The organism is Bradyrhizobium sp. OK095 (assembly GCF_900109945.1).
Taxonomy (GTDB): domain Bacteria; phylum Pseudomonadota; class Alphaproteobacteria; order Rhizobiales; family Xanthobacteraceae; genus Bradyrhizobium.
Genome location: NZ_FOBX01000002.1, coordinates 1 through 14,576, shown reverse-complemented (window position 1 = coordinate 14,576; position 14,576 = coordinate 1). Strand labels below are relative to the sequence as shown.

Sequence of the window (14,576 nt, the reverse complement as noted above, 5' to 3'; positions counted from 1 at the left end):
TGGCCCTGTGCTCGCCGAGCCCCGCTTGCCGCGAACGCAGGCTGCGGGCTTTTCCCGACCGAGAGTCCTCCGCGCGTTGCTGTGAACCGACCGATGAAGAGGGACATGAGAGGGCAGCACAAGGCGAGGCGGCAAATACTGGCGCGGTTCGCGTTCGTGCCGGCGCTTCTGCTCGGCGTTTCTGCCTCGGCGCTCCCGGCGGATTTCTCGGACGTCGACGTCCCAGTCACAGGTTTCACCGAGCCGGCGCCCAGCCGTCCATTTGGGGAGTCTCCGGCGAAATTGGCACCGGCGGATCCCGCGGCGCCATCGCGGTCTCCCGTCAATCGGGAGGCGATCCGCGGCAATCCGCTCTGGGCAGTCCCGCTTGCGGCACTGCCGGACACGAACGAGCGGCCGATCTTCTCGGCCTCGCGACGGCCCCCGCCACCAGTGCTTTCAGTGCCTGCGTTGCATGCGCCGCCAATGCAGCCGAGCCCGCCGCCGGTCGAGCTGCGGCTCGTGTTGGTCGGGACGGTCGTCGGCAGCGATCAGAGTGTCGGAATTTTTGTCGACGAGACAAGCAAGGCTACGCTGCGTCTGAAGCTCGACGACGATTATCAGGGGTGGAGGCTCGGCTCTGTGAATCGCCGCGAGGTGACGATGGTGCGCGGTGAGCAGATCGAGACGCTGACATTCCCGAAAGCAGGCGGAGCCACGTCCGCGACAGGAACGGCGTTGGCGGAAAGTGCGGTGAAGCGAGGCAGCTCGCACACCGCTCAATATGACTGAACGAGTCAGCTCCAGGAGGAGGTCGGCGCGCGGCGACGGAGGGCGTTGTCGAGCGAGTGCTCAGCGCGCCGGATCGCATTGCTCTGGCACATCGCGGCGCTGCGATGGTCGGGTGACCATATGTGGCGTCTGAGGCATTAGATCTCAGACCCAGCCGCCATCGACAATGTAGTGCTGAGCGGTGCAGGCGGAGGCCTCGTCGGAGGCGAGGAAGACGGTGAACTTCGCGACCTCGTCCGGCACCAGCCTGCGCTTCAGGCACTGTCGCTGCTGCAGTTCGATTTCGCCCGCCGGGGTCATCCATTTCTCGAGTTGCCGCTCGGTCATGATCCAGCCCGGCGCGATCGCGTTCACGCGGATATTGTAGGGGCCGTAATCGCGCGCCAGAGAGCGCGTCAGCCCGATCACGCCTGATTTGCTGGCGGTGTAGGCGGCCATGCCGCCTTGTCCGGCGATCCACGACACCGAACCGAAATTGATGATGGCGCCGGCATTCGCGGCCTTCATGTCCGGCAGCACGGCCTGCGACGCAAAGAACTGGTGCTTCAGGTTCACCGCGATGCGATCGTCCCAATATTCCGGCGTCATATCCTCGGTCTTGTGCCGTTCGTCATGCGCGGCGTTGTTGATCAGGATGTTGATCGCGCCGTGCGCCTTGCGTGCCTCGACTACGCCGACGCGCAGCGCGGGGATGTCGGTCAGGTCGACGTGCTGGAAATGCACAGCGAGTCCATGATCGGACAGCTCACGCGCCAGGCGTTGGCCTTCGTCGACCTTGATATCGAAGAACACGACCTTGGATTTCTGCTCCGCGAAGCGCCGCACGATCGCAGCGCCAATTCCCGCTGCACCTCCGGTGACGAGCACGACCTTGCCGGCGAGGTCGGAATAGATGGCAGCCATGGGCACCTCTCAGTCTGTTGCGGGCGACGCGACGGGCCACCCAACTCTCTTCCAGACCTTAGCGACTCCTCCCATGAGGTGCACAGATCAGAATTTTAGTTGCGCACCTCAAAAATCGAGGGCAGGATTGCAGCCAAAGAATAAGAGCCGGTTGGGAGGATGTGATGAGACTGCTCGGGAAGCTGAGACTCGCCGCTGCTGCATGCCTGCTTGGCACCAACGTCGCTGCTGCCGACACGACGGTGAAATGGCTCCACATCGAGGCCAATCCGGCCCAGGTGAAGATCTGGGAGGAGGTCGCGCGCAGCTATGAGGCGTTGCATCCGGGCGTCAAGGTCGAGATGCAGTTCCTCGAGAACGAGGCCTACAAGGCCAAGCTGCCGACCATCCTGCAATCCAGGGATCGTCCGAACATCATCTACAGCTGGGCCGGCGGCGTCCTGAAGACGCAGATCGAAGCTGGCGTCCTCGACGACATCACCGATCAGGTGAAGGGCTATAGCGACAGCCTCACGCCGGCGGCGCTTGCCGCGTTCACCAGCAATGGCCGCATCTATGGCCTGCCCACTGCGCTGTCGCAGGTTGGCTTCCTCTGCAACAAGGAGCTGATGGCCAAGGCGAAGGTTGATCCTGCCGGGATCAAGAGCTGGGACGATCTCCTCGCCGGGGTGAAGTCGCTGAAGGCGGCCGGTGTTACGCCGATCGTCGTCGGTGGCGCCGACAAATGGCCGCTGCACTTCTACTGGACCCATCTTGCGGTGCGTGTCGGCGGCAAGGCGGCGTTCGATGCGGCGCTGCGTGGCGAGAATGACGGCTTCGCCGGCGAAACCTTTCAGAAATCCGGGGAGCTGTTCAAGCAGCTCGTCGATCTCCAGCCGTTCCAGAACGGCTTTCTCGGCTTCAAGAACCCCCAGGCCGTTGGCTATTTCGGCGACGGCAAGGCGGCGATGACGCTCGCGATCAGCACCGTCTATCATTTGCAGCGCGCGCTCGCCGCCGACAAGGTTGGATTGAGCGAAGACAAGATCTGCTGGTTCGATTTTCCGGTCGTATCAGGCGGCAAGGGCGCGCCGACGGACACACTCGGCGGCATCACCGGCTGGCTGATCACCAAAGGCTCGCCGAAGGAAGCCGTCGATTTCCTGAAATACTTCGTCTCGAAGGACGTGCAGACGCGGCTTGCGGCGGGCAACTACATTATCCCCGTGGTCCAGGGCGCGGACGCCGGCCTCAACAATTCCTTCATGAAGTTGATCGCCGCCAATCTCGCGAAGTCGAATTACCACCAGAACTTCTATGACCAGAGCCTCGGCCCCTCGGTCGGCCGCGTCGTCAACGACGTCACTGCGGAGATCGCCGGCGGCAGCATGAGCCCGCAGGACGCTGCGAAAGCGATCCAGGCGGCGTGGAAGCAGGGCAATTGACGGTGGCGCGGCGGATCGCGATCGTGTCGGCGATGGGCGTTGCCGGCGAGACGGTCCCGCAAGCTGCGATCCGTGGCCCGAGCTGGGACGGCCGCTTCACCGTCCTGATCCTGTTCCTGCCGCCGGCACTGCTCCTGTTCACGTTGTTCGTGGTGCTGCCGATCGGCGAGGCTGCCTGGTATTCCGGCTTCAACTGGAACGGCTTTGGCAAGCCGACCAACTGGATCGGCTTCGACAACTACCGTTTCGTGCTGGAAACGCGCGCATTCTGGCTCGCGCTGCGCAACAACGGGCTGATCATCGCGGTCTCGCTCGCGGTCCAGCTGCCGCTTGCGCTGACGCTGGCCTTGATGCTCGCCGAACGATTTCGCGGGGCGGTGGCGCTGCGCATGCTGTTCTTCATGCCCTACATCCTGGCCGAGATCGCGACCGGGCTGATCTTCTCTTTCGTCTATGACGGCGACTACGGCCTCGTCGCCTCGATCTGGCGCACCTTCGGCGCCGAGCCGCCGCATCTGCTGGCCTCGACTGACACGGCGATGCTGGCGGTGCTGATCGTGATCGTCTGGAAGTACTTTGGCTTCCACATGATGCTGTTCATCGCGGCGCTCCAGAGCCTCGACAAGAGCCTGATCGAGGCGGCGCGGATCGACGGCGCAACGCGCTCGCAAGCCCTGCGGCATGTCGTCATCCCCTTGCTCTATCCGACGATTCGGCTCTCCGTGTTCTTCGCCATCGTCGGCTCGCTTCAGCTGTTCGACCTCGTCATGCCGCTGACGCGCGGGGGGCCTGCGGATTCCTCCAACACGATGGTGAGCTTCCTCTACAACAACGGCATTTCGCGCATGCGGGTCGGCTATGGCAGCGCCATCGGCGTCATCCTGTTCGTGATCTGCGTGACCTTTGCGTTCACCTACAAGCGATGGTTCATGCGCGATGAGTAACGCCGAGATCACCCGCACGCCGCTCGATTCCGCCGCGCTGTTCAAGACGGCGTTCCTCGCCGTCGTTGCCGTCTTCGTGCTGGTGCCGTTGCTCGCGACCCTGCTCGGCGGCTTCAAATCGCTCGGCGAACTGCGCGTCAATCCGTTCGGCCTGCCGCGTCAATGGGAGTGGCAGAATTACGCTGACATCCTGTTCTCCGGGCGTTACTGGCAGCTCCTGCGCAACTCGCTGATCATCTCGACGCTCACGGTGATACTGACCTTGATCACAGCCTCGATGGCGGCGTTCACCTTCGCCCACGTCAAGTTCTACGGCAGCTCGATGCTGCTGAGCTACCTGACGCTCGGCCTGCTGTTTCCGGCAGCGACCGCCGTGCTGCCGTTGTTCATCAAGGTGCGCGATCTCGGACTGCTCGATACCTATTTCGGCGTCGCGCTGCCGCAGGTGGCCTTCAGCCTCGCCATGAGCGTGCTGCTGCTGCGGCGCTTCTTCAAGGACATTCCCCATGAACTGCTCGAGGCGGCGCTGGTCGATGGCTGCAGCTACATCAAGTTCTTCCGCTACGTGACGCTGCCGTTGTCCCGACCGATCCTCGCGACCGTCGGGACCATCACCTTCGTCAACAGCTGGAATGCCTATCTGTTGCCGCTGGTGATGCTCAACACCGATGCACTCTATCCCTGGCCGCTCGGCATCATGATCTATCAAGGCGAATATTCGTCCGAATGGCACCTGATCCTGGCCTTCATCACGCTCACCATCCTGCCGACGATTATTCTGTTCCTACTGGCCCAGAAGCACATCGTCGCCGGCCTCACCGCAGGCGCGGTCAAGGGATGAACAAGATTTCACGGAGATCAAAATGAGAAAAGTCGGCGTCGGAATCATCGGCTGCGGCAATATCAGCACCGCCTATCTGAAGGCGGCCCAGCGCTTCCCGGTCATGGAGATCAAGGCGCTCGCCGACATGCGCAGCGACGCTGCCGAGCGCCAGGGGGCCGCCTTCGGTCTGCCGGCGATGCGGGTCGACCAGCTGCTCAAGCGTGACGACGTCGAGATCGTCATCAATCTCACGGTGCCGCTCGCCCACACCGACGTCAGTCTCGCGGTGTTGAATGCCGGCAAACATGTCCATTCTGAGAAGCCGCTCGGTATTAACGTCACGGAAGCCCGCAAGGTGATGGAGCTTGCCGCGCAGAAGGGCCTGCGCGTTGGCTGCGCGCCTGACACGTTCCTCGGCGGTGGGCACCAGACCGCACGCAAGCTGATCGACGACGGCGCGATCGGCACGCCGGTCGCGGGCAGCGCTTTCTTCGGCTGCCCTGGCCACGAGCGCTGGCATCCGGCGCCGGGATTCTACTATCTGCGCGGCGGCGGGCCGATGCTCGACATGGGCCCATATTACATCACCGATCTCGTGCAGCTGCTCGGCCCGGTCGCGAGCGTGATGGGCTCGACCGCACGCCCGAGATCCGAGCGGCTCGTCACCAGCCAGCCGATGAACGGCACCTTGATCCCGGTCGAGGTTTCGACCCATGTCGCGGGCACGCTCGAATTCGAGCGCGGGGCGGTCGTCTCGATCGCGATGAGCTTCGATGTGCCGAAGCACAGGCATGCGCCGATCGAGATCTATGGTGACAAGGGCAGCATACTGGTGCCGGACCCGAACCGCTTCGGTGGCGAGGTGCAAGTCGCGAAGACCGGCGGCGAATGGGAGACGGTGCCGTTGACGCACGGTCATGTCGAAGGCGAGTTCCGTTCCATCGGTGTCGCCGACATGGCCGCCGCGATCCTTAACAACCGGCCGCATCGTGCCAGCGGCGCGCTCGCTTTCCATGTGCTGGAGGTGATGGAGGCGTTCCAGATCTCTGCCGACGAAGGGCGTCGCGTCAAGATCGAGAACCGCGTCGAGCGGCCGGCGATGCTGCCGGCCGGACGTGAAACAGGACAGATCGACTGAGGGAATGACCATGCGCAAGGCTTTGATTGTATGGGGCGGCTGGCCGGGACACGATCCCGATCTCTGTGCCTCGATGATCCGCGGTTGGCTGAAGGCGGAAGGCTTTGAGGTGCGGATCGAGACCACGACGGCAGCCTTTGCCGATCCCGCGATCCACGATCTCTCCCTGATCATTCCGATCTACACGATGTCGAAGATCGAGAAGGCGGAAGCGCTCAATCTCTGTGCGGCGGTGCGTAGCGGCGTCGGGTTCGCCGGCCATCATGGCGGCATGTGCGATGCGTTCCGCGAGTCCGTCGACTACCAATTCCTGTGCGGCGGGCAGTGGGTCGCCCATCCCGGCAACATCATCGACTACAAGGTCGACTTGACGAAGCCGGATGACCCTATCATTCAGGGCCTGAAGAGTTTCGAGCATCGTTCCGAGCAATATTACATGCATGTTGACCCCGCCAATGAGGTGTTGGCGACGACGACCTTTACCGGCGAGCACGCATCCTGGATCGATGGCGTGGTGATGCCGGTGGTCTGGAAGAAGCGATACGGCGCGGGCAGGGTGTTCTATTCCTCGCTCGGCCACCGCGCCTACGAGCTCGACGTGCCCGAGATCCGAACGTTGATGACCCGCGGCATGCTGTGGGCGGCGCGCGAATGACGGCTGGCGCGATGCAGTCGGCGGTTCGCGCCACGCTCGAGGACGTCGCGCGTGCGGCGGGCGTTTCGCTTGCAACCGTCGATCGTGTCGTCAACCGGCGCGAAGGTGTGCGGGCCAAGACCGTCGCGCGTGTCGAGGCCGCCGTTGCCAAGCTCGGCTACGTCGCGGACGTCGCGGCCGCCCGGCTCGCACGCGGGCAGAGTTTTCGTTTCGCTTTCGTGCTCCCGACCGGCAGCAACAGCTTCATGACCAACTTGACCGAACAGGTCCAGCGCACCGCGGAGTGGCTTGCGGGCCAGCGCGGCTTCATCGATATCCTCCATGTTGACGTGTTCGATCCGGATGTGCTGGCCGGCGCGCTGGAAGACCTATCGCCGGCCTATCAGGGTGTCGCCGTCATCGCGCTCGACCATCCCAGGGTGAGGGCTGCGATCGACGAGCTCACCGCGCGCGGGGTCGCCGTGGTGACCCTCGTGTCGGACGCGCCGAGCTCGCGCCGCTTGCATTATGTCGGCATCGACAACCCGGCCGCGGGGCGGACTGCATCGACACTGATGGGACGTTTCCTGGCCGGGCGCGAGGGGACGGTCGCCGTGATCGCGGGATCGCTGTCGCTGCGCGATCATACCGAGCGGCAGTTCGGCTTCAACCAGATCCTGTCCAGCGAGTATCCGAACCTGATCGGACTACCGGTCATTGAGGGCCGCGACGACAGTCAGCGCACGCGGGAACTCACTACCGCGTTGCTCGCGCGCCATGCCGATCTCCGCGGAATATATTGCTGCGGCGCGGGAAACCGTGGCATCGCCGATGCGCTTGAGGCCTCGGGCCGCGCCCGCGAGGTGGTCTGGATCACTCATGAGCTGACTCAGCACACGCGGCGTTTCCTGGTTCGCGGCACGCTCGATGCCATCATCAATCAGGATCCCGGCCACGAGGCACGGTCCGCTGCGCGCGTCTTGCTCGCGCATTGTTCAGGCGAGCCAATCAGTGCCGACCAGGAGCGCATCCGCATCGACATTTTTCTGCGGGACAACCTGCCGTAATTTCGGCTCTACCTATGTAAACCCTATGGGACGTTCGGGAGGAAAGCTCATGAAGTCGATAAAGGGCCCAGCCATTTTCCTGGCGCAGTTCGCCGGGGATGCCGCTCCGTTCAACTCGTTTGACGCGATCTGCGCGTGGGCATCGTCGCTCGGCTACAAGGGTGTGCAGATCCCGACTTGGGACGCGCGTCTGTTCGATCTGAAGAAGGCGTCGGATTCAAAGACCTATTGCGACGAAATCAACGGGGTCGCCGCACGGCACGGCCTGGAGGTCACCGAACTCTCCACTCATCTCCAGGGGCAGCTCGTCGCGGTCCACCCCGCCTATGATGCTGCCTTCGATGGCTTTGCGGCGTCGGAAGTGCGCGGTAACCCGTCGGCACGTACCGAATGGGCGATCGACCAGGTGAAGCGCGCGCTTCGAGCATCGAAACATCTCGGCTTGCAAGCGCATGCCACCTTCTCCGGTGCGCTGGCATGGCCTTATATCTATCCGTGGCCGCAGCGTCCGGCCGGACTCGTGGAAGCGGCGTTCGATGAGTTGGCCAGACGCTGGACCCCGCTGCTCGACTATGCCGACGAGAACGGCGTCGACGTTTGCTACGAGATTCATCCCGGCGAAGATCTGCATGACGGCGTCAGCTATGAGATGTTCCTCGAACGGGTGAAGAACCACGCGCGGGCGAATCTGCTCTACGATCCGTCTCACCTCCTGCTGCAACAGCTCGACTATCTCGATTACGTCGACATCTATCACGAGCGCATTAAGGCCTTCCACGTGAAGGATGCAGAATTCAATCCCACGGGCCGACAGGGCGTTTATGGCGGTTTCCAGAGTTGGATAAACCGGGCAGGGCGGTTCCGCTCGCTGGGCGACGGACAAGTCGATTTCGGCGGCATCTTCTCCAGGCTGACAGCCTACGATTTCGACAGCTGGGCGGTGCTGGAGTGGGAATGCGCGCTCAAGCACCCCGAGGACGGCGCGCGTGAAGGCGCGGAGTTCATCAAACACCACATCATCCGCGTGACCGAGCGCGCCTTCGACGATTTTGCCGGGGCGGGCACCGACGACCTGGCGAACCGCAAGATGCTCGGCCTGGCTTAGGAGGTTCGCATGGCGATTGAAGCAAGCGGTTACGACAGCACAGGTGGCCGCATCAGACTTGGCATGGTGGGCGGCGGTCAAGGCGCATTTATCGGTGCCGTTCATCGCATAGCGGCGCGGATCGACGGGCAGTTCGAACTGGTCGCGGGGGCGCTGTCCTCGGAACCTGTCCGGGCGAAGGCGTCGGCCGTGGAACTCGGAATCGCGGCCGAAAGATCCTACGGATCGTTCGAGGAGATGGCGAAGGCCGAGGCCGCGCGCCCCGACGGGATCGAGGTGGTGTCGATTGTGACGCCGAACCATGTGCACGCGGCCGCTGCCCGCGCTTTCCTCGAGGCCGGAATCCATGTGATCTGCGACAAGCCGATGACGACCACGGTGGCGGACGCTGAGCGGCTGGTCGATCTCGTGGAAAGCAGTGGCAAGGTGTTCGTCCTCACGCACAACTATACTGGCTATCCGATGATGCGGCAGGCGCGCGCGATGGTCGCCAAAGGCGAGTTGGGTGACGTCCGCGTCGTGCAGGTCGAATATCCGCAGGACTGGCTTACCGAGCGCACTGAGCTTTCGGGAAGCAAGCAGGCCGAGTGGCGCACCGATCCAAAGCGGTCGGGAGCCGGCGGCTGCATCGGCGATATCGGAACACACGCTTACAATCTCGCTGCATTCGTCACCGGATTGGAGGCAGAAGCGCTCCTGGCACAGCTCACCACCTTCGTGCCTGGCCGCCTGCTCGATGACGACGTCCAGATCATGTTGCGTTACAAGGGCGGCGCGCGTGGCCTGCTGTGGACAAGCCAGGTGGCGGTGGGCAACGAAAACGCCCTCAAGCTGCGCATCTACGGCAGCAAGGGCGGGTTGGAATGGACCCAGGAAGATCCGAACTATCTGTGGTTCACCCGTTTCGGCCAGCCGAAGCAACTGCTCACCCGCGCTGGCGCCGGGGCGCAGCCTGACGCCGCCCGCGTCTCCCGCCTGCCGGGTGGACATCCCGAGGGGTATCTCGAGGGCTTTGCCACGATCTATGCCGAAGCTGCGCGGGCAATCCGCGCTGCGCGGACCGGCGCTTCACCCGATGCCGGAACGATCTATCCAACCGTGCATGACGGCTTGGCCGGCATGCGTTTCATCGAGGCAGCTGTAGCGTCTTCGAAAGCCGGCAACGTATGGACCAAGGTCGGATGAAGGCGCTCGCTGCCGATCTGTCCTTCACCAACGGAGTCCCGAGGCTGGAGGCGGTCGGGTTGTCGAAGTCCTTTGGCCCGGTCGAGGTCCTGAATGATGTCAGCCTGGCGGTGTATCCTGGGGAGGTTCACGCCATTATCGGCGAGAACGGTGCCGGCAAATCGACTCTCATGAAGCTGCTTGCCGGCCATTTGCAGCCGACGCGCGGCGAATTGCGGATCGACGGCGAAACCGCGACACTGACCGGGCCGGTCGACGCGGAGCATCGCGGGATCGTCCTGGTTCACCAGGAAATCCTTCTTGCGCCGGATCTCACGGTCGCCCAGAACGTGTATCTCGGCCGGGAATTGCCCAAGGGCATCGTCGTAGACGACCGCGCCATGAACGAAGGCGCGCGCCAGGCAATACGCAATCTCGGTGCCGACGTCGATCCCGACGTTGTGGTGCGACGTCTTTCGATCGCGCAACGTCAGCTCGTGCAGATAGCCAGGGTGCTTCTGGTTCCGCACCGCGTGGTGATCTTCGACGAACCGACCGCTTCGCTCACGCCAATCGAAACCAGGGCATTGCTCAAGGTCATCGCCGATATCCGCTCCAAGGGCGTGAGCGTCCTCTATATTTCGCACCGTCTGCCGGAGGTCAAGCAAATCGCCGACAAGGTCACAGTGCTGCGCGACGGCCGCGTTGTCGCCAGCCATTCGACGAGCGAATTGCAGCCGGTCGATATGGCGCGTCTGATGGTTGGTCGCGATGTGGCCAAGCTCTATCCTCATCGTCACGCCGCCGCTGCGCGGGAAACAATCCTGGAGATCGAGGATTTTTCCGTCTCCGGCTTCGCGCAACATGCGTCGTTCCAGCTGGGGAAGGGCGAGATCCTCGGCTTTGCCGGCCTGGTCGGCGCCGGGCGGACGGAACTGATGGAAGGCCTCGTCGGCCTGCGGCCGGGCCGCGGCGTCATCCGCATCAACGGAAAGCCGGTGCAGTTTCCGCATATCGACGCCAGCCTGAAGGCCGGCATCGCCTATCTCAGCGAGGATCGAAAGGGCAAGGGCCTGCTGCTGGCCGAGGATCTATGCGTCAACCTGACGCTCGCCTCACTGGACAAATTCCGGCGCGGGTTTCAGATCGACCGGGCCAAGGAGCGGGTCGCGCTCGACAAGGCGATCGGGGAGTTCGACATCCGCGCCAGCCGCAAGGACATGCTCGTTGGCCAGCTTTCGGGCGGCAACCAGCAGAAGCTGCTGCTCGCCAAGATGATGATGACCGACCCTTCCATCATTATCATCGACGAGCCGACACGTGGCATCGACATCGGCACCAAGGAACAGATCTACAAGTTCATCGCGGTACTCGCCGAGCAAGGGCGCTCGATCATCGTCGTTTCGTCCGAAATGCAGGAACTGATCGGCATTTGCGACCGCATCATTGTCATGCGCTCCGGGCTGATCGTTGGCGCGGTAACAGGCGAGCACATGAACGAGAACGAGATCGTCGTGCTGGCGACTGGCGTCAAATCCGGGGAGGCTGCATAAGAAATGACCGACTTCGCAGCAGATACTCAAAAAGTACGGAAGTCCTGGAAAGACATTGACCTGCGCGCTGTCGCCCCTTTCCTGGCGCTGGCCCTTCTTCTGGTACTCGGGACGATCGCAAACCCAAACTTCATCAGCATCGACAACCTGCTGAACGTCATTACCCGCAGCGCCTTCATCGCCATCATCGCCGTCGGTGCGACCTTTGTGATATCCGCCGGCGGCCTGGATCTGTCCGTCGGCTCCATGGTCGCGTTCGTCGCCAGCTTGACGATCATGTTCATGAACAGCGGCGTTATCGCTGATCCCGCGACCATGCTCGTCTTCGCGATGGCGCTTGCAATGGTCATTGGCGCTGTTTGCGGCCTTGCCAACGGTCTGATCACAACGGTCGGCAGCATCGAGCCATTCATCGCCACGCTCGGCACCATGGGGATCTATCGCGGTCTGACGACATGGCTGTCGCAGGGCGGCGCCATCACGCTGCGGTCTCCGGACATCCATTCCCTGTATCGCCCGGCCTATTTCGGCTCGGTTCTGGGAATTCCGGTACCCATCATCATCATCGTCGTCACCGCCGCCGTCGGCGCCTTCGTGCTGCACAGAACGCGTTATGGCCGCCATGTTCTGGCCGTGGGATCCAATGAGGACGTGGCGCGCTATTCCGGCATCTCCGTCGAACGCGTGCGCACGATGACCTATGTCATCCAGGGCCTGTGCGTGGCCGTGGCATGTCTGCTTTACGTGCCACGGCTGGGATCTACGTCCGCAACGACAGGACTCATGTGGGAGTTGCAGGCCATTACCGCAGTCGTGGTCGGTGGCACCGCGCTGCGCGGCGGCGTCGGCCGCGTCTGGGGCACAATCTGCGGGGCGTTCATACTCGAGATCGTCGGCAACATCATGCTGCTTTCGAATTTCGTCAGCGAGTATCTGATCGGCGCGATCCAGGGCGCCATCATCATCGTTGCGATGCTGGTCCAACGTTCCCTGGTACGGAAATCGTAAACGGCCGGGTTATCGGGTCGCCGGTCGCTGGTCACAAGACCCGCTCTTGGGAGGAAGATATGCGTAAGCGAATACTGGGCCTGGCCGTCATCCTGTCGGCTTTGATGGGCGTAGCTCACGCCGAAGACAAGAAAGTGACTATCGGCGTTTCGATTCCCGCCGCCGACCATGGATGGACCGCCGGCGTGGTGTTTCATGCCGAACGGATGGCGAAGCTGCTGATGGCGCAACATCCGGGCTTGAACGTCATCGTGAAGACGTCTCCCGATCCGGCAACGCAGGCAAATGCTGTACAGGACCTCGTGACCCGGGGCATCAACGCCCTCGTCATTCTGCCATCCGATCCGGATCCCCTGGTCAATGCCATCAAGGAGGTGAAGAACAAGAACATATTTGTCGCGCTTGTGGACCGGGCACCCAGCAACAACGACAATTCGGTTCGCGATCTCTATGTTGCCGGTAACAATCCAGCACTGGGCGCCACCGCAGGTGAATACATCAAGAAAAACACGCCGAATGCTCAGGTCGCCGTTATCCGCGGTCTGCCGATTCCGATCGACCAGCAGCGCCAGGACGGCTTCGACAAGGCGATCTCCGGCTCCAATGTAAAGGTTCTCGCAAAGCAGTTCGGCAACTGGAATCGCGACGATGCCTTCAAGGTCATGCAGGACTACCTGACCAAGTTCTCCAAGATCGACGTGGTGTGGTGTCAGGATGATGACATGGCCGTGGGCGTGCTTCAGGCCATCGATCAGGCAAAGCGGGCCGACATTCAGTATGTCATCGCCGGCGCCGGCTCGAAGGACATGATCAAGAAAGTCATGGACGGCGACAAGCTGATCCCGGTTGACGTGCTTTACCCGCCGGCAATGGTTGCCACCGCCATGGAATTGACCGCCGCCAACTTCTACAATCAGGCCCCGGTTCGCGGCAGCTACATCCTCGACGCGACACTCGTCACCAAGGCTAACGCAAAAGATTTTTACTTCCCGGATTCGCCGTTCTGAACGACCGCGTATCGCAGCAACTGACGAAGGGGCTTCGCGCCCCTCCGTCGATCTTCATCATGGGACATAAGCTCGCCTGATGCGGACCATCGGAGAGAATATCCGTAGGCACGCCCCCCGGCGTGTCGACCGCCTCGTATCACACCGGCCATGCCGCGACGGACCTTCTTCGCTCCGTCTTCGCGCTGCATCAAAAGCGCGCCGCTCTTGTTCGAGCATGTATCGCACGCCGGCCATTGGGGCGAACAATGCAGGGTTCAATTGGACATCAGCTTGTCAAAGATCGGTGCCGAGTCATCAACCTCAACAAGCCGCTTGCCCGTGATGACCCAAATTCGTGTCGCCACGGCTCGGACAAAGGCTCGATCGTGGCTGACCAGAAGACAGGCCGCGCCGTGTTCGATCAGCTCGCTCTCGAGCATGTCCTGGCCCTTGATATCGAGATGATTGGTTGGCTCGTCCAGCAGATAGAAATTCGGCTGCACCAACCGCAGAAGCAGCATTGCAAGCCGCGCTCGCTGGCCCCCCGAGAGACGTGTGATGGGTGCAGCTTGGGCGTCGATGCCGACCCCAGCGCCTGCGAGCTGGGAACGCGTCAGATGATCCGGGAGATTGCTCAGACGCTTGACCGCTTCCCAAGGCGTCGCAAACGTATCGAGCTGGGACAGCGCCTGATCGGAGTATCCCAGCTTGAGGCTCGTCGCCCCTCGTATGTCCGGGTCTGATTCCGCGAGAGCCGCCCGCAACCTCTCGACCAGCCGCGTCTTGCCCGTCCCGTTAGCCCCGAGCAGCGCCACCCGATCCCCGTTCTCGATCCAGCTTCGTGCGATACGGAACAAGATTCTCCCGTCCGGTGTGGTGATCGCTGTGTCGTTGATCGTCACCAGCGCCTTGGCGTGGCCGCCACTATTGGTCAGGCGGATCGCCCCTGCCGAGCGCTCTAGAGCGGTTCATCGATTGATTGAATCGGGAGGGATTCCGTCGGGCGGCGGTTTGTGATTCAAGATGCTGGCTGGATCGGAGGCCAGCATCAGA

Annotated in this window: 14 protein-coding genes; 12 read left to right on the top strand and 2 right to left on the bottom strand. The window is 62.6% G+C overall.

Annotated features, from left to right (window positions below):
• The first annotated feature begins 465 nt into the window (after positions 1-465).
• Positions 466-771, top strand: a complete 306-nt coding sequence (locus tag BMW89_RS05190) for a hypothetical protein (RefSeq protein WP_092023466.1) — start codon at positions 466-468, stop codon at positions 769-771.
• Positions 772-915: 144 nt separating this feature from the next.
• Here the strand turns inward: BMW89_RS05190 and BMW89_RS05185 are convergent, their stop codons facing one another.
• A complete protein-coding gene (locus BMW89_RS05185) occupies positions 916-1,674 on the bottom strand; it encodes an SDR family NAD(P)-dependent oxidoreductase (RefSeq protein WP_092023464.1) in 759 nt (252 codons plus the stop codon).
• 164 nt (positions 1,675-1,838) lie between these two features.
• Here BMW89_RS05185 and BMW89_RS05180 point away from each other — a divergent pair, with 164 nt between their 5' ends.
• From BMW89_RS05180 to BMW89_RS05130, 11 genes are read left to right on the top strand one after another with little or no spacing between them, the layout of a single operon-like run.
• Positions 1,839-3,098: an extracellular solute-binding protein gene (locus BMW89_RS05180; RefSeq protein ID WP_092023462.1), complete on the top strand. Its 1,260-nt coding sequence runs from the start codon at positions 1,839-1,841 to the stop codon at positions 3,096-3,098.
• 2 nt (positions 3,099-3,100) lie between these two features.
• Positions 3,101-4,042, top strand: coding sequence for a carbohydrate ABC transporter permease (locus tag BMW89_RS05175; protein WP_092023460.1), 942 nt, complete (start codon positions 3,101-3,103; stop codon positions 4,040-4,042).
• The gene (locus BMW89_RS05170) at positions 4,035-4,883 is read left to right on the top strand and encodes a carbohydrate ABC transporter permease (RefSeq protein WP_092023458.1); all 849 of its coding nucleotides are present in this window, start codon (positions 4,035-4,037) and stop codon (positions 4,881-4,883) included. The genes BMW89_RS05175 and BMW89_RS05170 overlap by 8 nt, the downstream gene beginning before the upstream one ends.
• Positions 4,884-4,905: 22 nt before the next feature.
• Positions 4,906-6,003: a Gfo/Idh/MocA family protein gene (locus BMW89_RS05165; RefSeq protein ID WP_092023456.1), complete on the top strand. Its 1,098-nt coding sequence runs from the start codon at positions 4,906-4,908 to the stop codon at positions 6,001-6,003.
• A gap of 10 nt (positions 6,004-6,013) precedes the next feature.
• Positions 6,014-6,658, top strand: coding sequence for a ThuA domain-containing protein (locus BMW89_RS05160; protein WP_092024625.1), 645 nt, complete (start codon positions 6,014-6,016; stop codon positions 6,656-6,658).
• Positions 6,655-7,704, top strand: coding sequence for a LacI family DNA-binding transcriptional regulator (locus tag BMW89_RS05155; RefSeq protein WP_092024627.1), 1,050 nt, complete (start codon positions 6,655-6,657; stop codon positions 7,702-7,704). Before BMW89_RS05160 ends, BMW89_RS05155 begins: the two co-directional genes overlap by 4 nt.
• Positions 7,705-7,753: 49 nt before the next feature.
• The gene (locus tag BMW89_RS05150) at positions 7,754-8,809 is read left to right on the top strand and encodes a sugar phosphate isomerase/epimerase family protein (protein WP_092023454.1); all 1,056 of its coding nucleotides are present in this window, start codon (positions 7,754-7,756) and stop codon (positions 8,807-8,809) included.
• A 9-nt stretch (positions 8,810-8,818) separates the two neighbouring features.
• Entirely contained in the window at positions 8,819-9,994 is a 1,176-nt protein-coding gene (locus BMW89_RS05145) for a Gfo/Idh/MocA family protein (protein ID WP_092023452.1), read from the top strand.
• Positions 9,991-11,526, top strand: coding sequence for a sugar ABC transporter ATP-binding protein (locus BMW89_RS05140; RefSeq protein WP_092023450.1), 1,536 nt, complete (start codon positions 9,991-9,993; stop codon positions 11,524-11,526). Before BMW89_RS05145 ends, BMW89_RS05140 begins: the two co-directional genes overlap by 4 nt.
• 3 nt (positions 11,527-11,529) lie before the next feature.
• A complete protein-coding gene (locus BMW89_RS05135) occupies positions 11,530-12,534 on the top strand; it encodes an ABC transporter permease (RefSeq protein WP_092023448.1) in 1,005 nt (334 codons plus the stop codon).
• A 59-nt stretch (positions 12,535-12,593) separates the two neighbouring features.
• Entirely contained in the window at positions 12,594-13,541 is a 948-nt protein-coding gene (locus BMW89_RS05130) for a substrate-binding domain-containing protein (RefSeq protein ID WP_092023446.1), read from the top strand.
• A 257-nt stretch (positions 13,542-13,798) separates the two neighbouring features.
• Here BMW89_RS05130 and BMW89_RS05120 read toward each other — a convergent pair whose 3' ends face one another.
• Complete coding sequence (locus BMW89_RS05120; RefSeq protein WP_244547528.1) at positions 13,799-14,425, bottom strand: ATP-binding cassette domain-containing protein; 627 nt, start codon at positions 14,423-14,425, stop codon at positions 13,799-13,801.
• Positions 14,426-14,576: the final 151 nt, after the last annotated feature.

Coding starts and splice junctions, on each gene's coding strand:
- BMW89_RS05190 (WP_092023466.1), top strand. CDS start 466: ATGCAGCCGAGCCCGCCGCCGGTCGAGCTGCGGCTCGTGTTGGTCGGG.
- BMW89_RS05185 (WP_092023464.1), bottom strand. CDS start 1,674: ATGGCTGCCATCTATTCCGACCTCGCCGGCAAGGTCGTGCTCGTCACC.
- BMW89_RS05180 (WP_092023462.1), top strand. CDS start 1,839: ATGAGACTGCTCGGGAAGCTGAGACTCGCCGCTGCTGCATGCCTGCTT.
- BMW89_RS05170 (WP_092023458.1), top strand. CDS start 4,035: ATGAGTAACGCCGAGATCACCCGCACGCCGCTCGATTCCGCCGCGCTG.
- BMW89_RS05165 (WP_092023456.1), top strand. CDS start 4,906: ATGAGAAAAGTCGGCGTCGGAATCATCGGCTGCGGCAATATCAGCACC.
- BMW89_RS05160 (WP_092024625.1), top strand. CDS start 6,014: ATGCGCAAGGCTTTGATTGTATGGGGCGGCTGGCCGGGACACGATCCC.
- BMW89_RS05155 (WP_092024627.1), top strand. CDS start 6,655: ATGACGGCTGGCGCGATGCAGTCGGCGGTTCGCGCCACGCTCGAGGAC.
- BMW89_RS05150 (WP_092023454.1), top strand. CDS start 7,754: ATGAAGTCGATAAAGGGCCCAGCCATTTTCCTGGCGCAGTTCGCCGGG.
- BMW89_RS05145 (WP_092023452.1), top strand. CDS start 8,819: ATGGCGATTGAAGCAAGCGGTTACGACAGCACAGGTGGCCGCATCAGA.
- BMW89_RS05140 (WP_092023450.1), top strand. CDS start 9,991: ATGAAGGCGCTCGCTGCCGATCTGTCCTTCACCAACGGAGTCCCGAGG.
- BMW89_RS05135 (WP_092023448.1), top strand. CDS start 11,530: ATGACCGACTTCGCAGCAGATACTCAAAAAGTACGGAAGTCCTGGAAA.
- BMW89_RS05130 (WP_092023446.1), top strand. CDS start 12,594: ATGCGTAAGCGAATACTGGGCCTGGCCGTCATCCTGTCGGCTTTGATG.